The 26,628-nt window shown below is 69.6% G+C and carries 28 protein-coding genes; 17 read left to right on the top strand and 11 right to left on the bottom strand.

The features are described from left to right. Positions 1-24: 24 nt before the first annotated feature. From A9977_RS19080 to A9977_RS19090, 3 genes are all read right to left on the bottom strand, one after another. Positions 25-1,347: a sulfate adenylyltransferase subunit 1 gene (locus A9977_RS19080; RefSeq protein WP_183026443.1), complete on the bottom strand. Its 1,323-nt coding sequence runs from the start codon at positions 1,345-1,347 to the stop codon at positions 25-27. A gap of 205 nt (positions 1,348-1,552) precedes the next feature. Further along, positions 1,553-2,503, bottom strand: a complete 951-nt coding sequence (gene cysD / locus A9977_RS19085; protein WP_183026444.1) for a sulfate adenylyltransferase subunit CysD — start codon at positions 2,501-2,503, stop codon at positions 1,553-1,555. A 25-nt stretch (positions 2,504-2,528) separates the two neighbouring features. Beyond that, positions 2,529-3,152 (bottom strand): phosphoadenosine phosphosulfate reductase family protein, encoded by a 624-nt coding sequence (locus A9977_RS19090; protein ID WP_183026445.1) that lies wholly within the window; start codon positions 3,150-3,152, stop codon positions 2,529-2,531. A gap of 195 nt (positions 3,153-3,347) precedes the next feature. On the opposite strand from A9977_RS19090, the gene A9977_RS19095 reads away from it, so the two are divergent. Continuing rightward, entirely contained in the window at positions 3,348-4,154 is an 807-nt protein-coding gene (locus tag A9977_RS19095; RefSeq protein WP_183026446.1) for a hypothetical protein, read from the top strand. 11 nt (positions 4,155-4,165) lie between these two features. Here the strand turns inward: A9977_RS19095 and A9977_RS19100 are convergent, their stop codons facing one another. From A9977_RS19100 to A9977_RS19115, 4 genes are all read right to left on the bottom strand, one after another. Beyond that, the gene (locus A9977_RS19100; protein ID WP_183026447.1) at positions 4,166-4,567 is read right to left on the bottom strand and encodes a DUF934 domain-containing protein; all 402 of its coding nucleotides are present in this window, start codon (positions 4,565-4,567) and stop codon (positions 4,166-4,168) included. Beyond that, positions 4,564-6,345 carry a nitrite/sulfite reductase gene (locus A9977_RS19105; protein ID WP_183026448.1) on the bottom strand — a complete coding sequence of 594 codons (1,782 nt, stop codon included), beginning with the start codon at positions 6,343-6,345 and terminating at the stop codon, positions 4,564-4,566. The genes A9977_RS19100 and A9977_RS19105 overlap by 4 nt, the downstream gene beginning before the upstream one ends. A gap of 249 nt (positions 6,346-6,594) precedes the next feature. Then, complete coding sequence (locus A9977_RS19110) at positions 6,595-6,975, bottom strand: VOC family protein (protein ID WP_183026449.1); 381 nt, start codon at positions 6,973-6,975, stop codon at positions 6,595-6,597. A gap of 96 nt (positions 6,976-7,071) precedes the next feature. Continuing rightward, on the bottom strand, positions 7,072-7,968 hold the full coding sequence (locus tag A9977_RS19115) for a transglutaminase family protein (protein ID WP_259652040.1): 897 nt from the start codon (positions 7,966-7,968) through the stop codon (positions 7,072-7,074). Between the two features lie 105 nt (positions 7,969-8,073). Between A9977_RS19115 and A9977_RS19120 the strand changes: the two genes are divergently transcribed. The 5 genes from A9977_RS19120 (at position 8,074) to A9977_RS19140 (ending at position 11,635) form a co-directional block, all read left to right on the top strand. Beyond that, on the top strand, positions 8,074-9,117 hold the full coding sequence (locus A9977_RS19120; protein ID WP_183026451.1) for a cyclopropane-fatty-acyl-phospholipid synthase family protein: 1,044 nt from the start codon (positions 8,074-8,076) through the stop codon (positions 9,115-9,117). Next, complete coding sequence (locus tag A9977_RS19125; protein WP_183026452.1) at positions 9,114-9,716, top strand: DUF2878 domain-containing protein; 603 nt, start codon at positions 9,114-9,116, stop codon at positions 9,714-9,716. Before A9977_RS19120 ends, A9977_RS19125 begins: the two co-directional genes overlap by 4 nt. Then, positions 9,713-10,513: a DUF1295 domain-containing protein gene (locus A9977_RS19130; RefSeq protein ID WP_183026453.1), complete on the top strand. Its 801-nt coding sequence runs from the start codon at positions 9,713-9,715 to the stop codon at positions 10,511-10,513. Before A9977_RS19125 ends, A9977_RS19130 begins: the two co-directional genes overlap by 4 nt. After that, positions 10,510-11,145: a DUF6134 family protein gene (locus tag A9977_RS19135; protein ID WP_183026454.1), complete on the top strand. Its 636-nt coding sequence runs from the start codon at positions 10,510-10,512 to the stop codon at positions 11,143-11,145. Before A9977_RS19130 ends, A9977_RS19135 begins: the two co-directional genes overlap by 4 nt. Positions 11,146-11,221: 76 nt before the next feature. Further along, on the top strand, positions 11,222-11,635 hold the full coding sequence (locus A9977_RS19140) for a DUF2177 family protein (RefSeq protein ID WP_183026455.1): 414 nt from the start codon (positions 11,222-11,224) through the stop codon (positions 11,633-11,635). A gap of 23 nt (positions 11,636-11,658) precedes the next feature. Here the strand turns inward: A9977_RS19140 and A9977_RS19145 are convergent, their stop codons facing one another. Both A9977_RS19145 and A9977_RS19150 read right to left on the bottom strand, forming a co-directional pair. Continuing rightward, positions 11,659-12,321 carry a ChrR family anti-sigma-E factor gene (locus A9977_RS19145; RefSeq protein WP_183026456.1) on the bottom strand — a complete coding sequence of 221 codons (663 nt, stop codon included), beginning with the start codon at positions 12,319-12,321 and terminating at the stop codon, positions 11,659-11,661. After that, on the bottom strand, positions 12,318-12,887 hold the full coding sequence (locus A9977_RS19150; RefSeq protein ID WP_259652041.1) for a sigma-70 family RNA polymerase sigma factor: 570 nt from the start codon (positions 12,885-12,887) through the stop codon (positions 12,318-12,320). Before A9977_RS19150 ends, A9977_RS19145 begins: the two co-directional genes overlap by 4 nt. Before the next feature lie 228 nt (positions 12,888-13,115). Here A9977_RS19150 and A9977_RS19155 point away from each other — a divergent pair, with 228 nt between their 5' ends. Genes A9977_RS19155 through A9977_RS19165 form a run of 3 tightly spaced genes read left to right on the top strand, consistent with a single transcriptional unit; the run spans position 13,116 to position 16,548 of the window. Continuing rightward, positions 13,116-14,486 carry an NAD(P)/FAD-dependent oxidoreductase gene (locus tag A9977_RS19155; RefSeq protein ID WP_183026458.1) on the top strand — a complete coding sequence of 457 codons (1,371 nt, stop codon included), beginning with the start codon at positions 13,116-13,118 and terminating at the stop codon, positions 14,484-14,486. After that, the gene (locus A9977_RS19160; protein ID WP_183026459.1) at positions 14,483-15,289 is read left to right on the top strand and encodes a DUF1365 domain-containing protein; all 807 of its coding nucleotides are present in this window, start codon (positions 14,483-14,485) and stop codon (positions 15,287-15,289) included. Before A9977_RS19155 ends, A9977_RS19160 begins: the two co-directional genes overlap by 4 nt. Further along, complete coding sequence (locus A9977_RS19165; RefSeq protein WP_183026460.1) at positions 15,286-16,548, top strand: cyclopropane-fatty-acyl-phospholipid synthase family protein; 1,263 nt, start codon at positions 15,286-15,288, stop codon at positions 16,546-16,548. Before A9977_RS19160 ends, A9977_RS19165 begins: the two co-directional genes overlap by 4 nt. 10 nt (positions 16,549-16,558) lie before the next feature. On the opposite strand, the gene mnmC is transcribed toward A9977_RS19165, so the two are convergent. Further along, positions 16,559-18,382 (bottom strand): FAD-dependent 5-carboxymethylaminomethyl-2-thiouridine(34) oxidoreductase MnmC, encoded by a 1,824-nt coding sequence (mnmC, locus tag A9977_RS19170; protein ID WP_183026461.1) that lies wholly within the window; start codon positions 18,380-18,382, stop codon positions 16,559-16,561. A 118-nt stretch (positions 18,383-18,500) separates the two neighbouring features. Further along, positions 18,501-18,773, bottom strand: a complete 273-nt coding sequence (locus A9977_RS19175; RefSeq protein WP_183026462.1) for an oxidative damage protection protein — start codon at positions 18,771-18,773, stop codon at positions 18,501-18,503. 165 nt (positions 18,774-18,938) lie between these two features. Here A9977_RS19175 and A9977_RS19180 point away from each other — a divergent pair, with 165 nt between their 5' ends. The 8 genes from A9977_RS19180 to A9977_RS19215 all read left to right on the top strand — a co-directional run bounded on the left by A9977_RS19180 (position 18,939) and on the right by A9977_RS19215 (position 26,606). Beyond that, a complete protein-coding gene (locus tag A9977_RS19180; protein WP_183026463.1) occupies positions 18,939-19,961 on the top strand; it encodes a sulfate ABC transporter substrate-binding protein in 1,023 nt (340 codons plus the stop codon). Between the two features lie 28 nt (positions 19,962-19,989). Then, positions 19,990-20,574: an NADPH-dependent FMN reductase gene (ssuE, locus tag A9977_RS19185; RefSeq protein WP_183026464.1), complete on the top strand. Its 585-nt coding sequence runs from the start codon at positions 19,990-19,992 to the stop codon at positions 20,572-20,574. Positions 20,575-20,758: 184 nt separating this feature from the next. Next, entirely contained in the window at positions 20,759-21,778 is a 1,020-nt protein-coding gene (locus A9977_RS19190) for a sulfonate ABC transporter substrate-binding protein (RefSeq protein WP_183026465.1), read from the top strand. A 43-nt stretch (positions 21,779-21,821) separates the two neighbouring features. Then, positions 21,822-22,778 (top strand): sulfonate ABC transporter substrate-binding protein, encoded by a 957-nt coding sequence (locus A9977_RS19195; protein ID WP_183026466.1) that lies wholly within the window; start codon positions 21,822-21,824, stop codon positions 22,776-22,778. A 10-nt stretch (positions 22,779-22,788) separates the two neighbouring features. Next, positions 22,789-23,958 carry an FMNH2-dependent alkanesulfonate monooxygenase gene (gene ssuD, locus A9977_RS19200; RefSeq protein ID WP_183026467.1) on the top strand — a complete coding sequence of 390 codons (1,170 nt, stop codon included), beginning with the start codon at positions 22,789-22,791 and terminating at the stop codon, positions 23,956-23,958. An 8-nt stretch (positions 23,959-23,966) separates the two neighbouring features. After that, positions 23,967-24,806 (top strand): aliphatic sulfonate ABC transporter permease SsuC, encoded by an 840-nt coding sequence (gene ssuC, locus A9977_RS19205; protein WP_183026468.1) that lies wholly within the window; start codon positions 23,967-23,969, stop codon positions 24,804-24,806. Positions 24,807-24,819: 13 nt separating this feature from the next. Beyond that, complete coding sequence (locus tag A9977_RS19210; protein WP_183026469.1) at positions 24,820-25,788, top strand: aliphatic sulfonate ABC transporter substrate-binding protein; 969 nt, start codon at positions 24,820-24,822, stop codon at positions 25,786-25,788. Further along, positions 25,785-26,606, top strand: coding sequence for an ATP-binding cassette domain-containing protein (locus A9977_RS19215; RefSeq protein WP_183026470.1), 822 nt, complete (start codon positions 25,785-25,787; stop codon positions 26,604-26,606). The genes A9977_RS19210 and A9977_RS19215 overlap by 4 nt, the downstream gene beginning before the upstream one ends. Positions 26,607-26,628: the final 22 nt, after the last annotated feature.

Genomic DNA, 26,628 nt, shown 5'->3' on the forward strand with positions numbered 1-26,628 from the left:
CATTTTAAGGGCGTTGTGCGGGCTTCAGCCGAGGGCGGGACGAATCAGCACCGCGGCCGAGGTCTTGTGGCTGGCCGTGTCGACCAGCACCAGCGAACCCAGGGCACGCGAACGCGTGAAGGGCAGCACGGCCAGCGGCTGCTGGAGCGCGAGCACCACGTCGCCGATGGCGTTGGCCTCGAGCTGGGTCGCGGGCCTGGATTCGAGCGTGGCGATGTCGACGCGGTCGACGATGCGCGCCACCTTGGCCTTGACCCAGCGGTGGCCCTGCAGCGCCCAGTAGATGCGGCCCGGCACCAGCGGCTCGTCGTCGAGCCAGGCGACCGTGGCGGTGATCTCGCGCACCGGCGTGAAGGCGTCGGGCGCCAGCAGCCAGTCGCCGCGCGACACGTCGAGCTCGCGGTCGAGCACGATGCCCGCGCTGTGGCCCGCATGCACGGCCTTGGGCTGGCGCGTGTGGCCCAGCACCTGCGCCACGGTCGCGCTCTGGCCGCTGGGCATCACGGTGACGCGCTGGCCCGGCTCCACGTGGCCGCTCGCGACCCGGCCCCAGAACACGCGGCGGCCCTGCGAGGTGTCGGCCGACGAGGAGAACTTCTCCACCCATTGCACCGGGAAGGCGAAGGGCACGTCCTCGTCCTGCGCGGTGACCGGCAGGCCTTCGAGCAATTCGAGCAGGGCCGGGCCCTGGTAGCCGCACCAGTCGGGGTGCGCCGACACCACGTTCCAGCCCTTGAGCGCGGAGATCGGCACGATGGCCGCGACCTGTACGCCGGCGTTCTCGGCAAAGGCGTGGAGTGCGTTCGAGATGCGCTCGAAAGCCAGTTCGGCATCGGCGATGGCGTCGAGCTTGTTGACCGCGAAGACGATCGACTGCACACGCAGCAGGTGGCACAGCAGCGCGTGGCGGCGGGTCTGCGCGAGCAGTTCGCCCTTGACCACTTCGCCGTCGCCCACTTCGGCCGCCCAGGCCAGCTTGGTCGCATCGACCAGCACCACGGCCGCATCGGCGCTCGAGGCGGCCGTGACCATGTTGCGCGTGTACTGCTCGTGGCCCGGCGCGTCGCCGATGATGAACTTGCGCTTCGCCGTCGCGAAGTAGCGGTAGGCCACGTCGATGGTGATGCCCTGCTCGCGCTCGGCCGACAGGCCGTCGGTCAGCAGCGCCAGGTCGGTCTCGCCGCCGCGCTGCACGCCGGCCAGCTGGTCCTGCAGCACGGTCTTGCTGTCGACCAGCAAGCGGCCGATCAGCGTGCTCTTGCCGTCGTCGACCGAGCCGCAGGTGATGAAGCGCAGCGCGGCGCCGGTGTCGGCTGCCACGGCGGTGGGAAGGGTGCTAACGGTCATGTCTTTTTTCCTTTTTCCAGGGACACCGCGGAACCGGCTTTGCCGGGCCGCTGGTGTCGCCCCCTTGAGGGGGGAGTCGAGCTACACGCAGTGAGCGAGGGACGGGGGTGTGCCCAGGACACCGCGGAACCGGCTTTGCCGGGCCGCTGGCGTCGCCCCCTTGAGGGGGAGGTGGCTACACGAAGTGAGCCGCATCGGGGGTGGGTCAGAAATACCCGTCTTTCTTTCGTTTTTCCATGGAGGCTTCGGACGTCATGTCGTCCATGCGCGTCGCGCCGCGCTCGCTCACGTCGACCGTGAGCGTCTCCAGCACCACGTCGCCCGCGTCGGCCGCCAGGCTCTCGACCGGGCAGGTGGTGGTGATGTCGCCCACGGTGCGGAAGCGCACGTCGCGGGTCTGGATGGTCTCGCCCTCGCGTGCCGGCGTGAGCGGGCTCACCGGCACCAACAGGCCGCGGCGCTCGACCACCTCGCGCTTGTGCGTGTAGTAGATCGAGGGCAGGGCGACCTGCTCGCGTTCGATGTACTGCCAGACGTCGAGCTCGGTCCAGTTGGAGATCGGGAACACGCGGAAGTGCTCGCCGGGTGCCAGCCGCGTGTTGAACAGCGTCCAGAGTTCGGGCCGCTGGTCCTTGGGTTGCCATTGGCCGAAGGCGTCGCGGTGCGAGAAGATGCGCTCCTTGGCGCGCGCCTTCTCCTCGTCGCGGCGGGCGCCGCCGATCAGCGCGTCGAAGCGGAACTCCTCGATGGCTTCGAGCAGCGTCACCGACTGGTGCGCATTGCGCGACTCGCCCGGGTGGGCCAGGCGCACGGTGCCACGCGCCATCGAGTCCTCGACGCTGCGCACGATCAGCTCGGCGCCCAGTTCCTTGGCGCGGAAGTCGCGGAAATCGGTCACTTCGGGGAAGTTGTGGCCGGTGTCGATCATCAGCAACGGGTAGGGGATGCGGCCGGTGCCGAAGGCCTTCTCGGCGCACTTGAGCAGCACCAGCGAATCCTTGCCGCCCGAGAACAGCAGGGTCGGACGCTCGAAGGCCGCGGCCACCTCGCGCAGGATGAAGATCGCTTCTTCCTCGAGCGCGTCGAGGTGCGTGTTGGACAGGCGCGGGGCCGTGTGCGTGGGTTGCAGCATGTCGATGTCGGTGCGGGCGTTCATGGTGGGAGCGGAGGGAGCGATGTCGTCAGTGCGAGAGGTGCAGGCCGCACTCGCGGTTGTCTTCGCCCTTGGTCGGGTCCACGTAGTCGAAGTTGTTCGGCAGGCCGTGCGCCTCGCAGTATTCGTACAGATCCTTCGACGACCAGTGCAGCAGCGGCGCGACCTTGATCAGGCCGTCGGGGTTGATGCTGACCGGGTCCATCTGCGCGCGCACGGCGGTGTCGGTGGCGCGCAGCGCGGTGAACCAGACCCTGGGCGCGGTCTCGCGCAGCGCACGGGCGAAGGGCTCGAGCTTCACTTCTTCGGTGAAGGCCGCATGGCGCGGATCGTCGAGCGCGGGCGTGGGGCCATCCACGGCCTCGCGGTGCGCGCGCGAGCGGCGCGGCAGGTAGATGTGCAGGTCCAGGCCCAGCTGCTTCGTCACCTCGTCGGCGAAACGGTAGGTGGCTTCGGTGTTGTAGCCGTTGTCCATCCAGACCACCGGCACGTCGCGCCTGACGCGCGTGACCAGGTGCAGGATCACGGCTTCGAAGGGCCGGAAGTTGGTCGTGATGATCGCGGGCTGGCCCAGGCCGAGGGCCCAGTCCACGAGGCCGGGCGCATTGCGTCCGAGTTCGGTGTTGACGTGTGCGAGGTCGATGCTGCTCATGGGGAGGATTCCGGTGGAGGCCCGAACTTTAGGCAGAGGCCTTATGAAAGCAAACGATCTTTTTGTTCGCGCTTCATGCGGATAAGCAAATGCACCAGCAACCATGCGGGTTGCGGCGCGGTTCGGTGGTGAATCCGGATAAGGCGCGAGCGGTGCTCCCTAGAATGAAAGCACCGCATCCAACCGCTCACACCGATGGCCAATCGCTCCTATCTCTACAGCCTGAGCAATCGTCCCGCCTCCTACGCAGACCGCCCGGAGACGATCTCGGGCCTGTCCGAGTGGCCCTACGACGTGCCCTTCATGTACCGGCTGCTGATGTCCGGCGATCCGCGGCTCTGCGCCTCGCTGATCTCCGACGGCCTGGAAGGCGACGAGCCCGACGACAAGATCCGCCTGCATGCGATCGGCAGCGACTTCGCCACGGGCTTTGCGCGCGTGCAGCGTTTCATTGCGATCGTTCGCCATCTCGTCACGCTGCCGCCCTTGCCGGCGCCGCCCCCGGTGCCGAAGGCGCCCACGCTGGCGGAGCGCCTGAAGCGCTTCGTCTCGCCGCAGGCGGAAGCAGTGCCGGTCGCGGTGGTGGCGAAGCCCGTGGCGAGCGCGCAGCTGCTGGCCGGACTCGACGAGACGATCGCCTTCCTCGAAGCCCATCGCGACGAGCACCTGCTGCTGGAGACGGTCGAACTCGACTGCATGTCGGAGGAGACGGAAGAGGGCCTGCGCGGCTGTGTGGAAGCGGAGATCGCGCGCTGCATTGCAGCGGGTGCGGCGCTCGACGCGCTGCCGGACGACATCGCCCAGGCCGCGCAGCGGCTGCAGGCGGCGCTGCGCGCAGAACAGGAAGCGCCGCTCGATGCCTTCTTCGGCCTGCGGCTTGACGACGGCTGCGACAGCACGCGCAGCGGCGCCACCGAGAACCCGTTGGGGCTTCAGTGGTCCGAGGTGCTGTATTTCGAACTGTTCGACCGCGCCGCCTTCGAGGAAGCGCAGCGCGGCTGAACGGGAGGGCTTCAGGCGCCCGGGGCAGCCACGAAGTGCGGCGCGACGTTCACCGCATCGCCCTGGTAGAAAGCCGAGAAGCGCTCGAACTGGCGTTGCGCCGCCGAGGCGTCAACGCCTTCCTTGAGCACGGCGCTGGTGAAGCCGGTGCGTTCCATCTGCACCAGCTGGTCGATCAGCACGTCGCCGGTGGCGCGGATCTCGCCCTTGAAGCCCATGCGACGGCGCAGCAGGAAGGCCTGGCTGTAGGCCCTACCGTCGGTGAACTTCGGGAAGTGCAGGTCGATGCGGTCGATGTCCTGCAGGCAGACCTCGATCGCCTGCGGGTCGGCGTCGTTGGCCAGCTGCAGCACGCGCGGATCGCCGTCGTCGACGTGGTCTTCGGCGGCGAGAAGTTTGAGGGTCTGGCTCATGCTGCCACCTCTTCGGCCTTGAAGCGCGCACCGTTGGCAGCGGCCTTGAACGGGTCGTGGCCCACGCGGCGCAGCGTGTCGATGAAGGTCTCTCCCGCGTTGCGGGTGTCGCGGTAGGCGCCGAGCACGGCCTCGATCACCTCGGGCACTTCGGCCGCCGAGAAGGAGGGGCCGACCGCCTTGCCGGCCTGGGCCGGGCCGCTGAGGTCGGAGCCGTCGGAGCCGGCCAGCGTGACCTGGTACCACTCCTTGCCGTCCTTGTCGACGCCCAGGATGCCGATGTGGCCGCTGTGGTGGTGGCCGCAGGAGTTGATGCAGCCGCTGATGTGCAGGTCGATCTCGCCCAGGTCGTCGAGCTCGTCGAGGTCCTGGTAGCGCTCGGTGATGGCTTCGGCGATCGGGATCGAGCGCGCGTTGGCCAGCGCGCAGAAGTCGCCGCCGGGGCAGGCGATCATGTCCGTCAGCAGGTGCACGTTGGCGCTCGCGAAGCCGGCCTCGCGCGCGGCCAGCCACAGCGCGTGCAGGTCTTCGGCATGCACCCAGGGCAGCAGCAGGTTCTGGTCGTGCGTCACGCGCACCTCGCCAGCACTGAAGCGGTCGGCCAGGCGGGCGGCGGTGTCGAGCTGGTCGGCCGAGGCATCGCCGGGCGCCTGCTTCAGGCGCTTGAACGACAGCGTGACCGCGCGCAGCGCCGGGTTCTGGTGCGGCGCCACGTTGCGCGCCAGCCAGCGCGCGAACTGCACGTCCTCGGCGGCCTGCTGGCGCAGCGCGGCCTCGGTCTGCTCGGCGCTCTGCAGCACGCGGGTGGCCAGCGTGGGCGGCACGAAGGAGGCGGCCACGCGGTCGTACTCGGCCTGCGTGATGGTGTGCGGCGCGCCGTCGTGTTCGAGGATCTGCCGGTATTCGGCATCGACGTCGTCGATGTAGCGCTGGCCTTCGGCCTTGACCAGGATCTTGATGCGCGCCTTGTAGATGTTGTCGCGCCGGCCGTAGCGGTTGTAGACCCGCACCACGGCCTCGAGGTAGTTCATGATCTGGTTCCAGGGCAGGAACTCGCGCAGCACGCTGCCCACGATGGGCGTGCGGCCCATGCCGCCGCCCACCTGGACGCGGAAGCCCAGCTCGCCGGCCTCGTTCTTGATCAGCTTCAGGCCCACGTCGTGCCAGCCGGTGGCGGCACGGTCTTCGGTGGCGCCGGTGATCGCGATCTTGAACTTGCGCGGCAGGAAGGCGAATTCGGGGTGCAGCGTGCTCCACTGCCGCATGATCTCGGCGAAGGGGCGCGGATCGGCCACCTCGTCAACCGCCACGCCGGCGCGCTCGTCGCTGGTGATGTTGCGGATGCAGTTGCCGCTGGTCTGGATGCCGTGCATGTCGACCGAAGCCAGCAGGTCCATCACGTCGGCGCTCTTTGCCAGCGGGATCCAGTTGTACTGCACGTTCTGGCGCGTGGTGAAGTGCGCATAGTGCGTGGGCAGCTTGAGCGAACCCAGCTTGCCCTGGGTCTCGATCGCCTTCTGGTAGACGGCCGCCTCGGGCTCGTCGTACTCGCGCGCGATGCGGGCCAGCACGCGCAGCTGGCGGCTCGAGAGCTCGCCGTAGGGCACGGCCACGCGCAGCATCGGTGCATAGCGCTGGACGTACCAGCCGTTCTGCAGCCGCAGCGGACGGAAATCGTCCTCCGGGAGCTTGCCGGCCTGCCAGCGTTCCAGCTGGTCGCGAAACTGCGCCGCGCGCAGGTGCACGAACTGGCGATCGAAATCTGTGTATTGGTACATCGTGTGAAAGTCTTGAAGTGCGGTGCGTCCAGCGCCACCAAGAACCGGCGACTGTAGGAGGGCACTGCACGGAAACCAACTATTTTTTGGTTCGCGGCTTATATGGATAAGTTTATGCGCCAGCGCCCATGCGGGTTTCCGGGCGTTTCAAGACCGTTTCTGGATAAGGAAATCTGCGGCCCGGCCGGGGCGTCCGGGCCGGTTCGCAGGGCGGGATCGTACGGCTCCGCAACCCGGGGCTGCGCCGGCTCAGCCGGTCACCAGGCTCAGGATGTTGCCGTCCGGGTCCTTGAACCACGCGATGCGCATGCCTTGGGAATGGTGGATGTCGCCCTCGAGCTGCGTGTCCGGCATGTCCGGGTAGTGCTCGAAGCGCACGCCCTTGGCGGCGAGCGTTTTCGCGATCTGCTCGATCTCCTCGCCGACCGCCCAGCTCATGGCAGTGGCCTGGTTGCTGCCGGCGAAATCGGAGCGGTAGACGAAGAACTGCGAGGCGCCGCTCTGGAACGTCAGCACGTCTTCGCATTCCGATGCGACCTGCGTCAGGCCCAGCGTGTCCTCGTAGAACTGGCGCGCCGCCTCGATGTCCTTGACGGCGAGGTTGGCAATGGCTTCCTTGTTGGCGAGCATGGCGGTCTCCTTCCGGAAATTCCGGGAAGCGATTGCAGCGCCGAATGCCCGGCAACGGCGTAGGACAGGCGCCCTGTTGCGTTTGCCCGCGACCGCTCAGCTCGCGTGCCGCTTGACCTGCACCGAGGCCTCGAGCCCCACGTAGGCATCGGCCTCGCCATACCAGCTGCCCGACACGGGGGCGGCGAAGGCCGGGTCGCGCGCCACGCCGACGCGGATCAGCTGGCTGCCGCCCAGCAGGTTGTTGGTCGGGTCGTAGGCCACCCAGCCCGCGCCGGGCAGGTAGGCCTGCAGCCAGGCGTGGGTGGCGCCGGCACCGGTCATCGCACCTTCGCCCGCGGGTGCGGCGACGTCGAGCGCGCTGTCGTAGAGGTAGCCCGAGACGAAGCGCGTCGCCACGCCCAGCCGGCGCATGGCCTCCATCATCAGCAGCGCGTAGTCGCGGCAGCTGCCGCCCCCCAGCGCCAGGGTCTGCAGCGGGGTCTGCGTGCCTTCCTCGTCGCGGGTCTCGTAGCGGAAGTTCTGGTTGATGTGCTGGTTCATGCGGCCGAGCAGGTCGCGCGTGCCGGTCGGGCCGTCGTGGCGGAAGAACTGGTGCGCCCACGCGATCAGCGTGCCGTCGGGGTCGTCGTGGTGTGGGCGCAGGTAGTGCTCCAGGTCCAGCCGGTCCTGCAGCGAGTAGGCGAAGGGCAGGAACTCGGCCGAAGGCGAGAGCAGGGAGAGATCCTGGGTGACGTCGGCGCGCTCGATGGTGAAGGAGGCCACCAGCCGCAGTTCCAGCGCCGGCTGGATCGGCTGCACCAGCGCCACGGAGTTGGAGTGCGGGTCCTGGATCATGCGCACGATCGCCTCGGGGCTGACCTGCAGGTCGGTCGCCAGCACCCGCAGGTCGTGGCTGTCGCGCGGGCGGAACATGACGCGGTGCTCGCCGAAGGTGACCGGCGTGCTGTAGCGGTAGACCGTGGTGTGGGTGATGTCGTAGCGGGTGGGCATGGGCTGCATTCTGCGCGTGTACTGCGACGTTGATCCAGTCGGGACTTTGCTGCGTATAGGCAGTAGCGGCGCCCCATCGCGGTGCCATCCAACGAGGACACACGCATGTCGCAAACCACTGAAGTCGCCATCCGTTCGGTCGAACGGGGCCTGGTGCCCGATCGCCTGGTGCGCATGGGCATTCGCCGCCTGCTGATGCAGCGGGTGCTTGAACTGCAGGACGAAGACGCCGAGGCCTCGGCCGCGCTCAAGCAGGCCTTCGTCGAGGAGATGCAGGCCGCCTCGCTGGCGCCGCTGCCCGAGAAGGCCAACGAACAGCACTACGAGGTGCCGGCCGCCTTCTTCGGCGAGGTGCTGGGCATGCACCGCAAGTACAGCAGCTGCCACTGGCCCGAGGGCGTCGAGACGCTGGCCGACGCCGAGGCCGCGGCGCTGGCCGCCACCTGCGAACGCGCCGGGCTGGTCGACGGGCAGGTGGTGCTGGAACTGGGGTGCGGCTGGGGCTCGCTCACGCTGTGGATGGCCGAGCACTACCCGCGCAGCCGCATCACGGCGCTGTCGAACTCGAACTCGCAGCGCGAGTACATCGAGGCGGAGGCCAAGCGGCGCGGGCTGTCCAACGTGCGCGTGCTGACGCGCGACATCAACCAGTTCGATACGGCCGACCGCTTCGACCGGGTGGTGTCGGTCGAGATGTTCGAGCACCTGCGCAACTGGCCGCGGGCCTTCGCCAACGTGGCGCGCTGGTTGCGGCCCGACGGCCGCTTCTTCATGCACGTGTTCGCGCACCGCGGCGCGCCTTACCCCTTCGTCGAGCGCGACGCGAGCGACTGGATGAGCCGCTACTTCTTCTCGGGCGGCATGATGCCAAGCGACGACCTGGCGCTGCGTTGCCAGGACGACCTGCGGCTCTTGCAGCAGTGGCGCTGGGACGGCACCCACTACCAGCGCACCTCGGAGGCCTGGCTGCGCAACATGGACCAGCGCCGCGCCACGCTGATGCCGCTGTTCCGCGAGACCTACGGCGAGGAGGCCGACGTCTGGTGGGTGCGCTGGCGGCTGTTCTTCATGTCGGTGGCCGAGCTGTTCGGCTACGACGACGGCCAGCGCTGGTGGGTCAGCCACTACCTGTTCGAGCGGCGCGCATGACGGTCGCCCTGGCCCCCATGGCGGCGCCTCCGACCTCGCCCGGGGCGGCTGACGGCCGGCCCACCCGCACGGTGCTGCTGGCCAACGTCGCGCTGTCGCAGCTGGCCTGGTTCGCGGCGGTGCTCGGTGCCGCCCATCACATGGCGCTGGCCGGCACGCTGTGCGCGGTGGCCGTGATCTGCTGGCACCTGTCGGTGTCGGCGCGGCCGGGCCGTGAGGCGCTGCTGGTGGCGCTGGCCTGCGCGATCGGCTTCACGGTCGAGACGATGGTGGCGCTGCAGGGCAACGTGGCCTACCCCTCGGGCCAGCCCGATCTGCACTTCGCGCCCTACTGGATGGTGGCGCTGTGGGGGCTGTTTGCGATCGCGCTCAACGTGAGCCTGCGCTGGCTGCGGCCCCGGCTGTGGCTGGCGGCCCTGCTGGGCGCCATCGTCGGGCCGCTCGCGTTTTCCTCGGGCGTGCGGCTGGGCGGCGCGGCCTTCGTCCACACGGTGCCGGCGTTGGTCACGCTGGCGCTGGTGTGGGGCGGGATGCTGCCCTTGCTGGTGCGGCTGTCGGTGCGCTTCGACGGCGTCCGGGCCGAAGGGTCGAGGCCATGAGTGCATCGACCGCCTTTGCCGGCCTGGCGCTGACCGTGGCGCTGGCCGCGCTGACCTGGCTCGCGAGCCTGCGGCGCGACGACGTGAGCCTGGTCGACCGGGTCTGGTCGCTGCTGATCGTCGGCGCGGGCTGGGTCTATGCGCTGCTGACGCCGGAGGTCGGCGCGCGCGGTTTCTGGATGCTGGCGCTGGCCAGCGCCTGGGCGCTGCGACTGAGCCTGTTCATCACCTGGCGCAACTGGGGCCACGGCGAGGAACGCCGCTACCAGGAGATCCGCGAGCGCAACCAGCCGGGCTACCGCTTCAAGAGCCTCTACCTGGTGTTCCTGCTGCAGGCGGTGCTGGCCTGGGTGGTGTCGGCGCCGTTCCTCGCCGGGGTGGCGGCGGCACGGCCACTGAATGCGCTCGATGGCGTGGGCCTCGCGCTGGCGGCCTTCGGCATCGTCTTCGAGGCGATCGGCGACGCGCAGATGGCGCGTTTCAAGGCCGACCCCGCCCACAAGGGCCAGGTGATGGACCGCGGCCTGTGGCGCTACACCCGCCATCCCAACTATTTCGGCGAGGCCTGCATCTGGTGGGGCCTGTGGCTCGCGGCGCTGGCCGGCGCGGGCTGGGCCGGTGCCTGGAGCATCGTGTCGCCGCTGCTCATGACGGTGCTGCTGCTCAAGGTCTCCGGCGTGAAGCTGCTCGAGAAGGACATCGCCGAGCGCCGGCCGGCCTACCGCGACTACATTGCGCGCACCAACGCCTTCGTGCCCGGTCCGGTGCGTGGCGGTGGGAAGGGGCCCGCGCCATGAGGCGGCTGCTGGTGCTCGGCCTGTGCGCGGTCGGTGGCAGCGCGCTGGCCGCCGAGTCCAACTTCGCCGCCTTCCTCGACGGCAAGCCCATCGGCGAGCACCGCTTCGTGGTCGGCGGCCCGGCCGAGGCGCGCGAGGTGCTCAGCGATGCACGCTTCAACGTCAAGCTGCTGGGCCTGACGGTCTACCGCTACCGGCACCAGGCCACCGAGCGCTGGCGCGGCGACTGCCTCGACAGCCTGAGCGCCAGCACCGACGACGACGGCACGCTGAGCCGGGTGCGCACCGAGCCGGCCGGCGAGGGCCTGTCGGTGCTCACCGAGACGGGCGTCGGCACCGCCCCGGTCGCGCGCTCGCTGCCCGGCTGCGTGATGAGCTTCGCCTACTGGAACCCGGCCATGCGCAGCCAGAGCCGCCTGCTCAACGCCCAGACCGGAAAGGCCGAGGCGGTGCGCGTGAGCCGGATCGGCAGTGCGCCGATCGAGGTGCGCGGGCGGTCGCTGACGGCCACGCGCTGGCGCATCGAGGGGCCGCCGCAGCCGATCGACGTCTGGTACTCGGCGCAGGGCGAATGGGTGGGCCTCGATTCGACGCTCGAGGGCGGACGGCTGCTGACGTACCGGCTCAAGTGATCCGAGGTGCGGGCCGATGCGTAAGCAGCGCGAGGCGGCCGCGCCTCGTCTTCTTTCCAACGCGCAGGAGCTTCGCATGACCTTCCGGCAAACCGCCGTCGCCTACCTGGCCACGGCCGTGGTCTTCCTGGCGCTCGACGCCGTCTGGCTCACGACCATGGCCGACCGGCTCTACCGCCCGGCCATCGGCCACCTGATGCGCGAACCTTTCGCGCTCGGGCCGGCGGTGCTGTTCTACCTGGTCTACGTCGCGGGCGTGGTGGTGTTCGCGGTCATGCCGGCGCTGGCCAGCGGCCGCTGGGTCACTGCGCTGGGCTTCGGCGCGCTGCTGGGCCTGCTGGCCTATGCGACCTATGACCTGACCAACCAGGCCACCCTCAAGGACTGGTCGTGGCAGGTGACCATCGCCGACCTCTGCTGGGGCACCTTCGTGACGGCGGTGTCGGCGGCGGCCGCGGCGCGGCTCACCTTCGCTTTCGGCGGTCGTTGAACTCAACCGGCCTGCGGGCCGGTTCACATCCCGACCAGCGACCCCAGCATGCGCGCCAGCGCGCCCTGGAACAGCACCTTGCCCTGGACCGAGGCCAGGCAGATGCAGTCGCCGCCGGCCTGCACCGTGGGCTGGTGGTGGAAGCTGCCATCGGCCTCGTCGAAGTCGCCCGGGCCGAACAATGCGCGGCCGTCGTGGAAGCTGCCGTAGAGCACCTGCGTGAGTTCGCAGTCGCTGTGGGTGTGGACTGGCAACTGCTTGCCGGCGCCGATGCGCAACAGGAACACGTTGGCCTTCGGGTCGTCGGGCAGGGTCACGCGGCTCCAGCGCATGCCGGGGCCGAGCCAGCGCCAGGGCGTGGCGCTGCAGTCGCGCAGCGCGCGCGGCCATTGCATGTCGGGCGGCAGGACAGGATGGCGGCCCATGGGCGCGGGGGCGGCGGGCGTGCGGGGGAGGGCGTCGATGGCCGCCAGCGTCCGCGCCAGGGCGTCGGGCGCCAGCGTCTCGGGCGGCAGGGCCTCGAGCAGCGCGCCGCCCACGGCGTCCATCAGCCGGACGCGCGCGCGGCAATGCGCGCAGCCTTCGAGGTGGGTCGCGACGACCACCGCCGGCCCGCGCGCCAGCCGGCCGGCCGTGTGGGCCAGCAGCAGGTCGTCGTCGGGATGGTGTTGAGTCGTCGTGGTCATGGTTCGAGTCCGTCGAGCAGCCGGCGCAGGTGGTGCATGGCCAGCCGCACCCGCGACTTGACCGTGCCCAGCGGAATGCCCAGTTCCTGCGCGATCTGCGCATGGGGCTGCTCCTCGTAGAAGGACAGTCGCAGCACCTGCAGCTGATCGGGCGACAGCCGGGTCATCGCCTCGCGCACGCCGGCTTCGCGCTGGCGCGCGAGCAATTGCTCGTCGAGCGCCGGCAGCGTGTCGGCCAGATCGACCTCGTCGTCGATGTCGCTGGTATGGCCCTCGGAGAGCCGGTTGCCCTGGCGCCGGAAATGGTCGACGCGCAGGTTGCGGGCGATGGTGAAAATCCAGGTCGAGACGCTGGCACGGCTGGCGTCGAAGCCGGAGGCCTTGCGCCATACATTGACCATGGCTTCCTGCGCGAGTTCCTCGGCCAGGCTGTCGGACGTGCCCAGGCGCATCAGATAGGACTTCACGCGCGGCGCGAAATGCTTGAACAGCGCGGCAAAGGCCTGCCGGTCGCCGTGGCTTGCGATGGCCTGTGCCCACTCGTTCAGTTCCTCGCTTGTCGGCATCTCGCTCCGGCTGTGATGCAGCCTCACGATCGACAGCCAGGGCGCACGCAGCGTCCTTCTGGCTGGCGCAGGGGAGGCCGCAGGGTGTCGGGCGGTGTTCATGCTGCTCCTACGCACCGCCCGCGGGATTAGATCACAGGGCCTGCGCACGGCGATCCGGGAAAAGCCGGGCAAATCCAAATCGCCGATGGCTGCGTACAAGCAGCAACAACGTTTCCGGAGCACCCCATGACGATCGCCTTTGCGCCCGATGGCTCGGCCCCCACCCGCGGGCACGACGGACCTGCGATGGACATCGCCGTGATTGGCAGCGGCATCTCGGGGCTGTCGGCGGCCTGGCTGCTGTCGCAGCGCCACCGCGTGACGCTGTTCGAGGCCGACAGCCGCCCGGGCGGCCACAGCAACACGGTGGAGGCGCCGACTGCCGCCGGCAAGGTCGCGGTCGACACCGGCTTCATCGTCTACAACGAGCCGGCCTATCCCAACCTGAGCGCGCTGTTCGACCATCTGGGCGTGGCGACGCAGGCCACCGAGATGTCCTTCGCCGTGAGCCTGGACGGCGGCCAGCTCGAGTATTCGGGTACCGACCTGCGCGGCCTGTTCGCGCAGCGCGGCAACCTGCTGAGCCTGCGCTTCTGGTCGATGCTGCGCGACCTGGTGCGCTTCTACCGACAGGCCCCGGCCGACGCCGAGCGCTTCGGCCTGATCCCGCTCGACAGCTACCTGGACGCGCGCGGCTTCGGCAAGGCCTTCCGCGAAGACCACCTCTATCCGATGGCCGCGGCCATCTGGTCGACCTCGGCCGCCCGTGTCGGCGAGTACCCGACCGAAGCCTTCGTGCGCTTCTGCGAGAACCACCACCTGCTCAAGCTCAGCGGCCGGCCGGCGTGGCGCACCGTCACCGGCGGCAGCGCACGCTATGTCGAGCGCCTGACCGCCGCGCTGGGCCAGGGCCTGCGCCTGGACCAGGCCGTCACCGAGGTCAAGCGCGACGCGGAAGGCGCCTGGGTGCGCACCGAAGGCGCGGCCGCAGCGCAGCGCTTCGACCAGGTGGTGATCGCCACCCATGCCGACCAGGCGCTGCGGCTGATGCCCGATGCCACGGCGCTCGAGAAGCGGGTGCTGGGCGCCTTCGACTACAGCCGCAACCGCGCGGTGCTGCACAGCGACCCGGCACTGATGCCGCAACGCCGTGCCGTCTGGTCGAGCTGGAACTACGCGGCCCACCGCAGCCGCGCCGAGGCGCCCTGCGTGACCTACTGGATGAACCGGCTGCAGGCCATCCCCGAGCAGACGCCGATGTTCCTCACGCTCAACCCGACGCTGGAGCCGCGCAGCGAGCACCTGATCCGCAGCGAGATCTACGAGCACCCGATCTTCGACATGAAGGCCATCCGCTCGCAGGACGAGCTCTGGAGCCTGCAGGGCCGCCGCCGCACCTGGTTTTGCGGCGCCTACTTCGGCTCCGGCTTCCATGAAGACGGCCTGCAGGCCGGGCTGGCCGTGGCCGAGGCCCTGGGCGGCGTGCGCCGGCCCTGGAACGTGGCCAACGAGTCGGGCCGCATTCGCATCCGGGCCGGTGCCGAGGCCGTGCAATGACCACCGTCGGCACGGCGTCCGCGCTCTACGCCGGCCGCGTGATGCACCAGCGGCTGCGCCCGGCCAGGCACCGGCTCGGCTACCGCGTGTTCTCGCTGCTGCTCGACATCGACGAGCTGCCCGCACTGGCGCGCCGGCTGCGGCTGTTCTCGCTCAACCGCTTCAACCTGTTCAGCCTGCACGAGCGCGATTACGGTGCCGGCGACGGCCTGGGACTTCGGCCCTACGTGGAGCGCCAGCTGGTCGCCGCCGGCCTGCGCGCAGGCGGCGCGATCCGGCTGCTGAGCATGCCGCGCATCCTGGGCTATGCCTTCAATCCACTGAGCGTCTACTACTGCGACCATCCCGACGGCAGCGGGCTGCAGGCCATCCTTTACGAGGTCAACAACACCTTCGGCCAGCGTCACAGCTACCTGATCGCGGTCGACGCCGCAGGGCGCGACGGCCGCGACATCGCCCAGCGCTGCGACAAGCAGTTCCATGTCTCGCCCTTCCTCGGGCTCGACCTGCGCTACGACTTCCGGATGCAGGCGCCCGATGCCGCACGCCCCGGCCTGGCGATCGGCATCACCGTGGCCGACGACACCGGCCCGGTGCTGGTCGCGCGCTTCGATGCCAAGCGCCGGGCGCTCGGCGATGCCGCGCTGGCCGCCGTCTTCTTTTCCCATCCCTTGCTGACCCTCAAAGTGGTGGGCGCCATCCACTGGGAAGCCCTGCGGCTGTGGATCAAGGGCGCGCGCTTCCATGCCTGCCCCGCCGCCCCCGCCCAATCTGTGACCATCGCCGGAACCAAAGACTCATGAGCACTTCCTCCACTCCGTCGAACGGCCTGCAGGCCGAGTCCCTCGAACAGGCTGCGGCCGCACTGCGCCCGGGCTGGACGCGGCACCCGCTGCGCCGCCTGCTGGTGCGCCTGATGCGCGGCATGGCCTGCGGCACGCTGGTCGTCGAACTGCCCGACGGCCAGCGCGTCGAGGGTCGTGGCGCGGCAACGGGCCCGCACGCGGCGATCACGCTGCACCGCTGGCGTCCGCTGGCGCGCATGCTGCTGCGCGGCGACATCGGGCTGGCCGAGTCCTACCGCGACGGCGACTGGTCGACGCCCGACCTGACGGCGCTGCTCGAGTTCGGCATCCGCAACGAGGCCGGCTGGGGCCGCGTGTTCGACGCGTCGCTGCCCGCGCGCTGGGCCGGCCGTCTGCTGCACCGCGCGCGCGCCAACACGCGCCGCGGCAGCCGCCAGAACATCTCCTTCCACTACGACATGGGCAACGACTTCTATGCCCAGTGGCTGGACCCGGACATGGTCTATTCGAGCGCGCTCTACGCCTCGGGCGACGAGACGCTGGAGCAGGCGCAGGCCGCCAAGCTCCAGCGCATCGTCGAACTGCTGGACCTGAAGCCCGACGCGAAGGTGCTCGAGATCGGCTGCGGCTGGGGCGCGCTGGCGCTGGCCATCGCGAAGCAGGGCGCCCAGGTCACCGGCCTCACGCTGTCGACCGAGCAGCTGGCGCATGCGCAGCAGCGCGTGGTGGCCGAGCAGAACGAGCAGCAGGTCGACCTGCGGCTGCAGGACTACCGCGACGTCGACGGCCGCTACGACCGCATCGTCTCCATCGAGATGCTCGAGGCCGTGGGCGAGCGTTACTGGCCGGTCTACTTCGACACCCTGCGCGAGCGCCTGTCGGCCGACGGCACGGCCGTGGTGCAGGTGATCACGATCGCCGAGGCGCACTTCGACCATTACCGCCGGACGCCGGATTTCATCCAGCGCTTCATCTTCCCGGGCGGCATGCTGCCCTCGATCGAGGCGATGCAGGCGCAAGCCGAGCGCGCCGGCCTCACGCTGCAGGTCGAGGAGCTCTTCGGCCTCAGCTATGCCGAGACGCTGGCCGAGTGGCGCCGCCGCTTCCTCGCGGCCTGGCCGGCCATCGAAAAGCTGGGCTTCGACGACGCGTTCAAGCGTCTCTGGGCGTACTACCTGTGCTACTGCGAGGCGGGTTTCCGCTCGGGGCGGGTCAATGTGGGGCTGTTCAGCCTGAAGCACGCGCCGGCCGCCTGAGCGGCCCGCATCAGCGCCGCGGCGTCGACAGTGCCTTCGCCAGCGCGTTCGGCAGCGGCAGCGGCTCGCCGTGCCACTGCGCGGCCAGCAGTTCGGCACACAGCGCGGCAAAGCTCAGGCCGCGCGAGCCCAGGGCGGTGCAGACCCACAGCCCCTGTTGTTCTTCGAGCGGACCGACCAGCGGCCGGCGGTCGGCCGAGGCACAGCGGATGCCGGCCCAAGGCGTGGCCTGGTCGAACGCGTGCCCCAGCGCCGCGGCGGTGGCCGGGTGCAGCCGTTCGAGCTGCGCGCGGTTGGCCGCGTGATCGGCTTCGCGCGGCGTGGTGTTGGTGCTGCCGCGCTCGTAGGTCGCGCCGCTGAGCCAGTGCGATGCGCCGTCGGGGCCTGGCACCTGCGGAATCAGGTGGCCGTCGCCGTTGACGGGCGTGGCGGCCAGCGGCGCTGTCGTCGTGCCCCACGCGACCTGGCCGCGCACCGGCTGCAGCGGCAGCGTGGGCGCGAAGCGCAGGCTGTCGAAGCCGGCCGCGACGACCACGCGGTCGACCTCCGCGATCAGGCGGTTTTCCGCATCGAACAACTGCCAGCCCTGCGCCGAGGGCACGAGCCGCGCGACGTCGACCGCCGTGCGCAGCCGGATGCCGGGCTGCGCCAGCCAAGCTGCGACCAGCGCGGCCGGCTTGACCCAACCCCCGCGTCCGTGCCACAGCGCGGCGGGATCCGCGGGCAGGCCGGCCGCGAGCAGTTGTGGTGCGTCGGCCCGCCACGAGAGGTTGGGGCCCGCAGGCGTCCAGTCGGGCGGCAGGCGGGGCGTCGGCACCGCCGGCCGGCGTTCGAGCACGCCGCTGGCGCGCCAGTCGCGGCCCTCGACCAGCAGGTCGTCGAGCTGCTGCCAGGTGGCGCGGATGCCGGCGCGCGTGAGGCGCGAGAGCAGGGCGTCGTCGGAGGAGACGTGCGGCGCCAGCATGCCCACGGGCAGGCCCGAGGCACCCGCGGCCGCATGGTCGGCGCGCTCGAGTACCTCGACCTGCCAGCCGCGCCGCGCCAGGCTCGCGGCTACGGCGGCGCCCGCGAGCCCGGCGCCGATCACGGCGCAGCGCCCAGGCGCGGCCGCTGCGGTCGCGGGCTTGCGCTGGCGCGGGGTCCAGGCCGGATCGAACACGCCGCGCAGGCAGTCGCGCTTGGGTGGAAAACCGGGCGCCTTGCGCACCTGGAAGCCGAGCTGCGCGAGCGTGTCGCGCACCGCGCGCGCGATGGTCCAGGTCGCGAGGCCGGTGCCGCGCCGGGCGAAGCGCGACACGGCCTTGAGGGTGTCGGGCGACCACATGTCGGGGTTCTGCACCGGGCTGAAGCCGTCGAGGAACAGGCTGTCGGCCTCGAAGCGCTGGGCCTTGAGCATGGCCTGCACGTCGCCCACGCACAAGGTGAGCACCACGCGGCCGCCGTCGAAGGCCAGGCGGTGGAAGCCGGGCAGCAGCTCCAGCCATTGCGCGGCCAGTTCCTCGGCCAGCGCATGCAGCTCGGGATAGGCCGCCGCGGCGCGGCGCAGGTCCGCGGCGCCCACGGGATGGGCCTCGATCGACACGAAGTGCAGCAGTCGCGGGCGGGCCGGGTCGTCGCGCCAGGCCTGCCAGGTCGCGAGGAAATTGAAGCCGAAGCCGAAGCCCGTCTCGAGGATGCGCCATTGCGCCTGGTCGGCCCAGGCGCCCGGCAGCCCGCAGCCGCCCAGGAACACATGGCGCGACTGCGCCAGCGCACCGGTTTCGGTGTGATAGATGTCGCCGAAGCGTTCGCTCAGCGGAACGCCATCGGCACGCCAGGTGACGGGTTCGGTCATGGGGGTATTGCTCCCTCTCCCTTTGGGAGAGGGCGGGGGTGAATGCAGACGGCGTGTCCATGGACAACGCCATGCTCCCATCCCGGCCTTCCCCCGGCGGGGGAAGGAGAAAGACGGGTCAGGGCGAAGGCGGAACGTAGCCCTGCGCGACATCGGCGCCGTCGCCGAAGAAATGCTTTTCCATCTGGCGCTTGAGGTACTCCCGGGCGCGCTGGTCGGCCAGGTTGAGCCGGTTCTCGTTGACCAGCATCGTCTGCTGCTTGAGCCAGGCGGCCCAGGCTTCCTTGCTGACGTTTTCCCAGAGCCGCTTGCCCAGGTCACCGGGGTAGGGCGGGAAGTCGAGACCCTCTGCTTCTTTGCCGAGCTTGATGCACTGGACCATGCGAGCCATTTGGATTTGCCTTTGCGTGTGGGTTGCGGGACGGCCGTGACCGGGTCCCTTAGTTGATTTCGCTATTTAGAACTGAGAACTCGGTCGTTCCAAGTTCCTTATGCCGAATTCAGAATCGGCAGCTTCATTGATATGCCCCTTGCATTGAACAGAGAGCAGAACACCATGAGCATTCGCCGCGACTTTATCAAGCTTTCCATCGGCACTGTCCTGGCGAGCGGCATGGCCCTCACGGCCCTGCCGTCGTTCGCCCAGACGGTGAACCTGCTCAACGTCTCCTACGACCCGACCCGCGAGCTCTACGTCGACTACAACAAGGCCTTCGCCGCCTACTGGAAGGGCAAGACCGGCCAGGACGTGGTGATCAAGCAATCGCACGGTGGCTCGGGCAAGCAGGCCCGCTCGATCATCGACGGCATCGACGCCGACGTCGCCACGCTGGCACTGGCCGGCGACACCGACGCGCTGGTCACGCACGGCGGTCTGGTCAAGCCCGACTGGCAGAAGCGCCTGCCGCACAACTCGGCGCCCTACACCTCAACCATCGTGTTCCTGGTGAAGAAGGGCAATCCCAAGGGCCTGAAGGACTGGGACGACCTGATCAAGCCCGGCGTGCAGGTGATCACGCCCAACCCGAAGACCTCGGGCGGCGCGCGCTGGAACTACCTCGCGGCCTGGGAATTCGCCAAGCGCAAGTACGGCGGCGACGACAAGGCCAAGGACTTCGTCGGCAAGCTGTTCAAGAACGTGCCGGTGCTCGACACGGGCGCGCGCGGCTCCACCATCACCTTCGTCCAGCGCGGCGTGGGCGACGTGCTGCTGGCCTGGGAGAACGAGGCCTACCTGGCGCTCAAGGAATTCGGTCCGGACAAGTTCGACATCGTCGCGCCCTCGATCAGCATCCTGGCCGAGCCCACCGTGGCCGTGGTCGACAAGGTGGTCGACCGCAAGGGCACGCGCGCCGTGGCCGAGGAATACCTGAAGTACCTCTACTCGGACGAAGGCCAGGACATCGCCGGCCGCAACTACTACCGCCCGACCTCGGAAAAGGCCAAGGCCAAGTACGACAAGCAGTTCCCGAAGCTGACGCTGTTCACCATCGACGACGCCTTCGGCGGCTGGACGAAGGCGGACAAGGCGCACTTCGCCGATGGCGGTTCCTTCGACCAGATCTACACCAACAAGTGATCGATCCGAGAAACCAAAGAAAGCACGTGTGACTGTTTTGTTGATTGCCGGCAGCCCGACCGCCCCCTCGCGTTCATCGGCGCTGCTCGAAGCGGTAGGCCAGCGGCTTGAAGGCCGCGGCGCCCGCATCGATCGCATCGCGGTGCGCGAGCTCCCGGCGCAGCCCCTGCTGCATGCCGATTGGAACCACCCGGCCGTTCAGCGCGTGATCGCGCAGGTCGCCGAGGCGCAGGTGGTCGTGGTCTCAACCCCGGTCTACAAGGCCGCGTACAGCGGTGTGCTCAAGGTGCTGCTGGACCTGCTGGCGCAGGACGCGCTCAAGGGCAAGACCGTGCTGCCCCTGGCCACCGGCGGCAGCCCGCACCACATGCTGGCGCTGGACTACGCGCTGCGCCCGGTGCTGCAGTCGCTGGCCGCGCGGCAGATCCTGCCGGGTGTCTATGCCACCGACGCCCAGGTCACGCTCACGCCCGAGGGCGCCTACCAGGTGCACCCGGACCTGGCGCGCCGGCTCGACGACGCGGCCGAGGCCCTGGCCACCGAGGGCCTGAAGCTGGCGCCGCGGCGCGGCTTCGATCCGGTGCCGTTCTCTCAGGTGCGATGTAGTTTCTGACCCGCGAGGTGACCCACCCCCGATAGCCGGCGCGCACTTTGTGTCGCTTGGCTTTCCCCCTCAAGGGGGCAACACCAGCGGCCCGGCGAAGCCGGTTCCGCGGTGTTCCACGAACAGAGTCCCGTGCCACCGCTGGGGTGGTCATGGGGAAGGCTTTGCCTGTGTTTCGCCAAAGGACATCTCCATGCATCCCGTCAACCCCGAAGACTTCGCCATCGATTCCGAACCGCGTCCGCTGTGGCAGTCGCTGCGCGACCTCGCACTGAGCCTGCTGGTGGTCGCGGCCATCGCCTTGATCACGGCCTTCCTGACCGCGACCTCGGCGCACGCGCAGGCCGGTGGGCCGCAATTGCGCATCGGCTACCAGAAGTCGGCCAGCCTGTTCGTGCTGCAGAAGGCCCAGGGCTCGCTCGAGAAGAAGCTGCAGCCGCTGGGCTTCGGCGTGAAGTGGGTCGAGTTCCCGGCCGGGCCGCAGCTGCTCGAAGGGCTCAATGTCGGCGCAGTCGACGTGGGTTTCGTGGGCGAGGCGCCGCCGATCTTCGCGCAGGCCGCGGGTGCGAAGTTCGTCTACTTCGGCCACGACCCGGCCGCGCCGCGCGCCGAGGCCATCCTGGTCACAAAGGACTCGCCGATCCGCTCGGTGGCCGATCTCAAGGGCAAGAAGGTCGCGCTCAACAAGGGCAGCAACGTGCACTACCTGCTGGTCAGGCAGCTGGAGAAGAACGGCCTGGCCCTGTCCGACATCCAGCCGATCTACCTGGCGCCGGCCGACGGCCGCGCGGCCTTCGAGAGCAAGAACGTCGATGCCTGGGTGATCTGGGATCCGTTCCAGGCCGCGGCCGAGAAGGCCACCGGCGCCCGTGTGCTGGCCGACGGCACGCCCGGCGTGGTGAGCAACTACCAGTACTACCTGGGCGAGCGCGGCTTCGTCACCAAGAACCCGAAGGTGATCGACGCGTTGTTCGAGGACTCGGTGTCGCAGGGCATCTGGCTCAAGAAGAACCTGCGCCAGGCCGCCGAGATCATCGCGCCGCTGCAGGGCCTGCCGGTGGACGTGGTCGAGCTGGCGCTGCGCCGCTACGAGTTCAACGTCAAGCCGCTCACGCCCGAGGTCGTGGCCGAGCAGCAAACGATCGCCGACACCTTCTTCCAGCTCAAGCTGATTCCCAAGGCCATCAAGGTGCGCGACGCGATCGCCAACTAGGCCGCTCCCTCCTTCCAGGCCGAACCGAACAGAGAACCCACACATGACCTCCATTTCGCTCCCCCGCCGCCGCCTGATCCAGGGCGCTGCCGCCGCCATCGCGCTGCCTTCCTTCGCCGCGCTGGCGCAGCCGCCGGCGCGCACCCTGCGCATCGGCAACCAGAAGGGCAACCTGAGCCTGCTCAAGGGCCGCGGCACGCTCGAGAAGCGGCTGGCGCCGCTCAACGTCTCGGTGAAGTGGACCGAGTTCACGGCCGGCCCGGTGCAGCTCGAGGCGCTCAACGTCGGCTCGATCGACTTCGGCGACGTGGGCGAAGCGCCGCCGATCTTCGCGCAGGCCGCAGGCGCGCCGCTGGCCTACGTGGCCGCCACCGTGTCGCGTCCCGCCTCGGAAGCGGTGCTGGTGCCCAAGGGTTCGGCGCTGCGCACCGTGGCGGATCTCAAGGGCAAGAAGATCGCGCTCAACAAGGGCAGCAACGTCCACTACTTCATCGTCAAGCTGGCCGAAAAGCACGGCCTGGCCTACACCGACCTGAACCTGGCCTACCTGCCGCCGGCCGATGCGCGTGCGGCCTTCGAAAAAGGCTCGGTCGATGCCTGGGTCATCTGGGACCCCTTCCTGGCCGCGGCCGAGAAGACGCTTGACGCGCGCGTGCTGGCCGACGCCACCGGCGTGGTGGGCAACCGCGCCTTCTACTTCTCCTCGCTCGACTACGTCGCGAAGAACCAGGACGTGCTGAGCATCGTGACCGAGGAGATCAACAGCATCGACAAGTGGGCCGAAGCCAACAAGGACGCGTTCTCGTCCGAACTCGCCGCGCTGTTGGGCCTGCCCAAGCCGGTGCTCGACCTGTCGGTCGGCCGCGGCCGCTACGGCACCGGCCCGATCACCAAGGCCATCCTGGCCGAGCAACAGCAGATCGCCGACACCTTCTTCGCGCTGAAGCTGATCCCCAAGAAGATCAACGTGCTCGAGGCCGCCGCGGCCAGCATCGCCTGAGTCCGCCGCCATGCAATTCTTCTGGTTCCTTCCCACGCACGGCGACACCCGCTACCTCGGCAGCGCCGAGGGCGCACGGCCGGTCGAGCTCTCGTACCTGCAGCAGATCGCCGGCGCCGCCGACCGTCTCGGCTACGAGGGCGTGCTGATCCCCACGGGCCGTTCCTGCGAAGACCCCTGGGTCATCGCCTCGAGCCTGATCGGTGCGACCACGAAGCTCAAGTTCCTGGTCGCGGTGCGCCCGGGCCTGCACCAGCCCAGCCTGGCCGCGCGCATGGCCGCGACCTTCGACCGGCTCTCGGAAGGCCGGCTGCTGGTGAACCTGGTGACCGGCGGCGACCAGACCGAGCTGGAGGGCGACGGCGTGTTCCTCGACCACGCCGCGCGCTACGAGCAGTCGGCCGAGTTCATCCGCATCTGGCGCGAGATCCTGGCGCGCAGCCATGACGGCCAGACCTTCGACTACGAAGGCAAGCACCTGACGGTGAAGGGCGCCAAGCTGCTGTACCCGCCGGTGCAGACGCCGTACCCGCCCGTGTGGTTCGGCGGCTCCTCCGAAGCCGCGCACGAACTCGCCGCCGAGCAGGTCGATGCCTACCTGACCTGGGGCGAACCCCCGGCCGAGGTCGCGAAGAAGATCGCCGACGTCAAGGCGCGTGCGGAGCGCAAGGGCCGCAAGGTCGCGTTCGGCATCCGCCTGCACGTGATCGTGCGCGAGACCGAAGACGCCGCCTGGCAGGCCGCCGAGGACCTGATCAGCCGCGTCGACGACGCCACCGTGATCCGCGCGCAGGCCGCCTTCGCGAAGATGGACTCCGAAGGCCAGCGCCGCATGGCCGCGCTGCATGCCAAGGGCGCCAAGCGCACGCGCGCCGACCTCGAGATCTCGCCCAACCTCTGGGCCGGCGTGGGCCTGGTGCGCGGCGGTGCGGGCACCGCGTTGGTCGGCGACGCCAAGACCGTCGCCGCACGCATCGAGGAGTACGCGGCGCTGGGCCTGGACAAGTTCATCCTCTCGGGCTACCCGCACCTCGAGGAGGCCTACCGCTTCGCCGAGCTGGTGTTCCCGCTGCTCTCCTACAAGACGAAGGCACGGCTGGCCGGCGGCCTGCCGACCGGGCCCTTCGGCGAAGTCGTGGCCAATCTCGACGCGCCTTCGCGTCTGGCTTCGCAAAGCTGAGGACGGCCATGACCGAACAAGTGCAGAAACTGCCGGCCGTCGCCTCCACCGATGGCGCGGCCGGCGCGCTCAAGGGCTTCGGCGTCAACGTCGCGAAGCGGCTCGTGCCCTGGCTCGTGCCGGTGGGCCTGATCGTGTTCTGGCAGATCGCATCCTCGTTCGGCTGGCTGTCGACGCGCGTGCTGCCGGCGCCGATCGACGTGGTCAAGGCCGCGTGGACGCTGACCGTCTCGGGCGAGCTCTGGACGCACGTGAAGGTCAGCGCGGGCCGTGCGCTCGCGGGCCTCGCGATCGGCGGCGGCGCGGGCCTGGCGCTGGGCCTGCTGACCGGCTCGGTGAAGTTCGCCGAGACCCTGCTCGATTCCACCATCCAGATGGTGCGCAACATCCCCGCGCTGGCGCTGATCCCGCTGGTCATCCTGTGGTTCGGCATCGACGAGACCGCCAAGCTGTTCCTGATCAGCATCTCGGTGTTCTTCCCGATCTACCTCAACACCTTCCACGGCATCCGCAACGTCGACCCGCAGCTCATCGAGATGGGCCGCACCTACGGCCTCACGCGCTGGCAGCTCTACCGCGAGGTGATCCTGCCGGGCGCGCTGTCGTCGATCCTGGTCGGCCTGCGCTTCTCGCTGGGCCTGATGTGGGTGATCCTGATCGTGGCCGAGACCATCTCGGCGCAGGCCGGCATCGGCTACCTGACGATGAACGCCCGCGAGTTCCTGCAGACCGACATCGTGCTGGTGGGCATCCTGCTCTACGCCTTGCTCGGCAAGCTGGCCGACCTGTTCGCGCGCGGCCTCGAGCACTGGTGGCTGCGCTGGCACCCCGGCTATCAATCCAAGTGACGGGAAGACCCCCATGACCTCATCGCTTTCCTTCACCCGCCGCGGCGCGCTCGGCACGCTGGCCGCGCTCGGTGCGGCATCGGCCTTCGCGCAACAGGGCGGCAGCACGGTGCGCATCGGCTACCAGAAGTCGTCGACGCTGATCGTGGTGCTCAAGACCCAGGGCACGCTCGAGCAGCAGCTCGCGCCGCTGGGCGTCAAGCCGAGCTGGCACGAGTTCACCAGCGGCCTGCCGCTGCTCGAGGCCCTGAACCTCGACAACCTGGACTTCAGCGCCGACGTGGCCGACACCGTGCCGGTGTTCGCGCAGGCGGCCGGCGCGCAACTGACCTTTGTGGCGCAGGAGGCGCCGTCACCCTCGGCCCAGGCCATCGTGGTGCGCGAGGACTCGCCCATTCGCACGGTGGCCGATCTCAAGGGCCGCAAGATCGGCTTCGCCAAGGCGGCCGGCGTGCATTACCTGTTGATCGCCGCGCTCGACAAGGCCGGCCTGTCCTTCAAGGACATCGAGCCGGCCTACCTGACGCCGGCCGACGGCCGCGCCGCGTTCGAGAAGGGTGCGATCGACGCCTGGGTCGTCTGGGACCCGTTCCTGTCGGCGGCCCAGCGCCAGTCGAAGCTGCGGGTGCTGGCCGACGGCACCGGCATCGCTTCCTACCAGCGCTACTACCTGGCCAGCACCAAGTTCGCGACCGCGCGGCCCGACGTGCTGCGCGTGCTCTATGCCGAACTGGCGAAGGCCGGCCGCTGGGTCAAGCAGTACCCGAAGGACGCGGCCGCGCTGCTCGCGCCGGTGTGGGGCCTCGACGCCGCCACGGTGGAGCAGGCCAACGCCCGGCGCAGCTACGCGGTGCGCCCGGCCGTGCCCGAGGGCCTGGCCGAGCAGCAGAAGATCGCCGACGCCTTCTTCGCCGAGAAGCTGCTGCCGCGCAAGCTCAACGCGCTCGACGTGCCGCTGTTTCAACCAGGAGCCGGCGCATGACGACCGTATCGAACGAACCTTTGATTGCCGGCGGCGTGAAGCTCGAAGTGCGCGGCGTGCACAAACGCTACGGCGCGCGCGAAGTGCTGCGCAACACGCAGCTGAGCATCGAGCCCGGCCAGTTCATCGCCATCGTGGGCCGCAGCGGCTGCGGCAAGAGCACGCTGCTGCGCCTGGTGGCGGGCCTCGAAGAGGCCACCGACGGCACGCTGGCCACCGACGGCCGCGCCATCGACGGCCTGCACGACGACACGCGGATCATGTTCCAGGAAGCGCGCCTGCTGCCCTGGCGTCGCGTGCTCGACAACGTCACGCTGGGCCTGCCGACCGACCTGCGCGAACGCGGCCGCGAGGTGCTGGCCCAGGTCGGCCTGGCCGATCGCGAGAACGAATGGCCGGCGCGCCTGTCGGGCGGCCAGCGGCAGCGCGTGGCGCTGGCGCGCGCGCTCGTGCACCACCCGCGGCTGCTGCTGCTCGACGAGCCGCTGGGCGCGCTGGATGCGCTCACGCGCATCGAGATGCACCGGCTGATCGAGAACCTGTGGCAGCGCCACCGCTTCACCGCGCTGCTGGTCACGCACGACGTGCAGGAAGCGGTGGCGCTGGCCGACCGCGTGATCCTGATCGAGGATGGCCGCATCGCGCTCGACGAGAACATCGCGCTGGCCCGCCCGCGCTCGCAGGGCGACCCGGCCTTCGCCGCGATCGAGAAACGCATCCTCGACCGCGTGCTGCAGAAGCCCGACACGGCCGAGCCCGGGGAGGGCGACGCGCGCTGGCTGAACCCCTCGGCGCACGCCCTGCGCTGGGCCATCTGAACCTCTTCATCCCCCAAAAAAG

Source organism: Variovorax sp. UMC13, from assembly GCF_014170375.1.
Classification (GTDB): domain Bacteria; phylum Pseudomonadota; class Gammaproteobacteria; order Burkholderiales; family Burkholderiaceae_C; genus Variovorax.

Coding starts and splice junctions, on each gene's coding strand:
- A9977_RS19080 (WP_183026443.1), bottom strand. CDS start 1,347: ATGACCGTTAGCACCCTTCCCACCGCCGTGGCAGCCGACACCGGCGCC.
- cysD (WP_183026444.1), bottom strand. CDS start 2,503: ATGAACGCCCGCACCGACATCGACATGCTGCAACCCACGCACACGGCC.
- A9977_RS19090 (WP_183026445.1), bottom strand. CDS start 3,152: ATGAGCAGCATCGACCTCGCACACGTCAACACCGAACTCGGACGCAAT.
- A9977_RS19095 (WP_183026446.1), top strand. CDS start 3,348: ATGGCCAATCGCTCCTATCTCTACAGCCTGAGCAATCGTCCCGCCTCC.
- A9977_RS19100 (WP_183026447.1), bottom strand. CDS start 4,567: ATGAGCCAGACCCTCAAACTTCTCGCCGCCGAAGACCACGTCGACGAC.
- A9977_RS19105 (WP_183026448.1), bottom strand. CDS start 6,345: ATGTACCAATACACAGATTTCGATCGCCAGTTCGTGCACCTGCGCGCG.
- A9977_RS19110 (WP_183026449.1), bottom strand. CDS start 6,975: ATGCTCGCCAACAAGGAAGCCATTGCCAACCTCGCCGTCAAGGACATC.
- A9977_RS19115 (WP_259652040.1), bottom strand. CDS start 7,968: ATGCCCACCCGCTACGACATCACCCACACCACGGTCTACCGCTACAGC.
- A9977_RS19120 (WP_183026451.1), top strand. CDS start 8,074: ATGTCGCAAACCACTGAAGTCGCCATCCGTTCGGTCGAACGGGGCCTG.
- A9977_RS19125 (WP_183026452.1), top strand. CDS start 9,114: ATGACGGTCGCCCTGGCCCCCATGGCGGCGCCTCCGACCTCGCCCGGG.
- A9977_RS19130 (WP_183026453.1), top strand. CDS start 9,713: ATGAGTGCATCGACCGCCTTTGCCGGCCTGGCGCTGACCGTGGCGCTG.
- A9977_RS19135 (WP_183026454.1), top strand. CDS start 10,510: ATGAGGCGGCTGCTGGTGCTCGGCCTGTGCGCGGTCGGTGGCAGCGCG.
- A9977_RS19140 (WP_183026455.1), top strand. CDS start 11,222: ATGACCTTCCGGCAAACCGCCGTCGCCTACCTGGCCACGGCCGTGGTC.
- A9977_RS19145 (WP_183026456.1), bottom strand. CDS start 12,321: ATGACCACGACGACTCAACACCATCCCGACGACGACCTGCTGCTGGCC.
- A9977_RS19150 (WP_259652041.1), bottom strand. CDS start 12,887: ATGCCGACAAGCGAGGAACTGAACGAGTGGGCACAGGCCATCGCAAGC.
- A9977_RS19155 (WP_183026458.1), top strand. CDS start 13,116: ATGACGATCGCCTTTGCGCCCGATGGCTCGGCCCCCACCCGCGGGCAC.
- A9977_RS19160 (WP_183026459.1), top strand. CDS start 14,483: ATGACCACCGTCGGCACGGCGTCCGCGCTCTACGCCGGCCGCGTGATG.
- A9977_RS19165 (WP_183026460.1), top strand. CDS start 15,286: ATGAGCACTTCCTCCACTCCGTCGAACGGCCTGCAGGCCGAGTCCCTC.
- mnmC (WP_183026461.1), bottom strand. CDS start 18,382: ATGACCGAACCCGTCACCTGGCGTGCCGATGGCGTTCCGCTGAGCGAA.
- A9977_RS19175 (WP_183026462.1), bottom strand. CDS start 18,773: ATGGCTCGCATGGTCCAGTGCATCAAGCTCGGCAAAGAAGCAGAGGGT.
- A9977_RS19180 (WP_183026463.1), top strand. CDS start 18,939: ATGAGCATTCGCCGCGACTTTATCAAGCTTTCCATCGGCACTGTCCTG.
- A9977_RS19190 (WP_183026465.1), top strand. CDS start 20,759: ATGCATCCCGTCAACCCCGAAGACTTCGCCATCGATTCCGAACCGCGT.
- A9977_RS19195 (WP_183026466.1), top strand. CDS start 21,822: ATGACCTCCATTTCGCTCCCCCGCCGCCGCCTGATCCAGGGCGCTGCC.
- ssuD (WP_183026467.1), top strand. CDS start 22,789: ATGCAATTCTTCTGGTTCCTTCCCACGCACGGCGACACCCGCTACCTC.
- ssuC (WP_183026468.1), top strand. CDS start 23,967: ATGACCGAACAAGTGCAGAAACTGCCGGCCGTCGCCTCCACCGATGGC.
- A9977_RS19210 (WP_183026469.1), top strand. CDS start 24,820: ATGACCTCATCGCTTTCCTTCACCCGCCGCGGCGCGCTCGGCACGCTG.
- A9977_RS19215 (WP_183026470.1), top strand. CDS start 25,785: ATGACGACCGTATCGAACGAACCTTTGATTGCCGGCGGCGTGAAGCTC.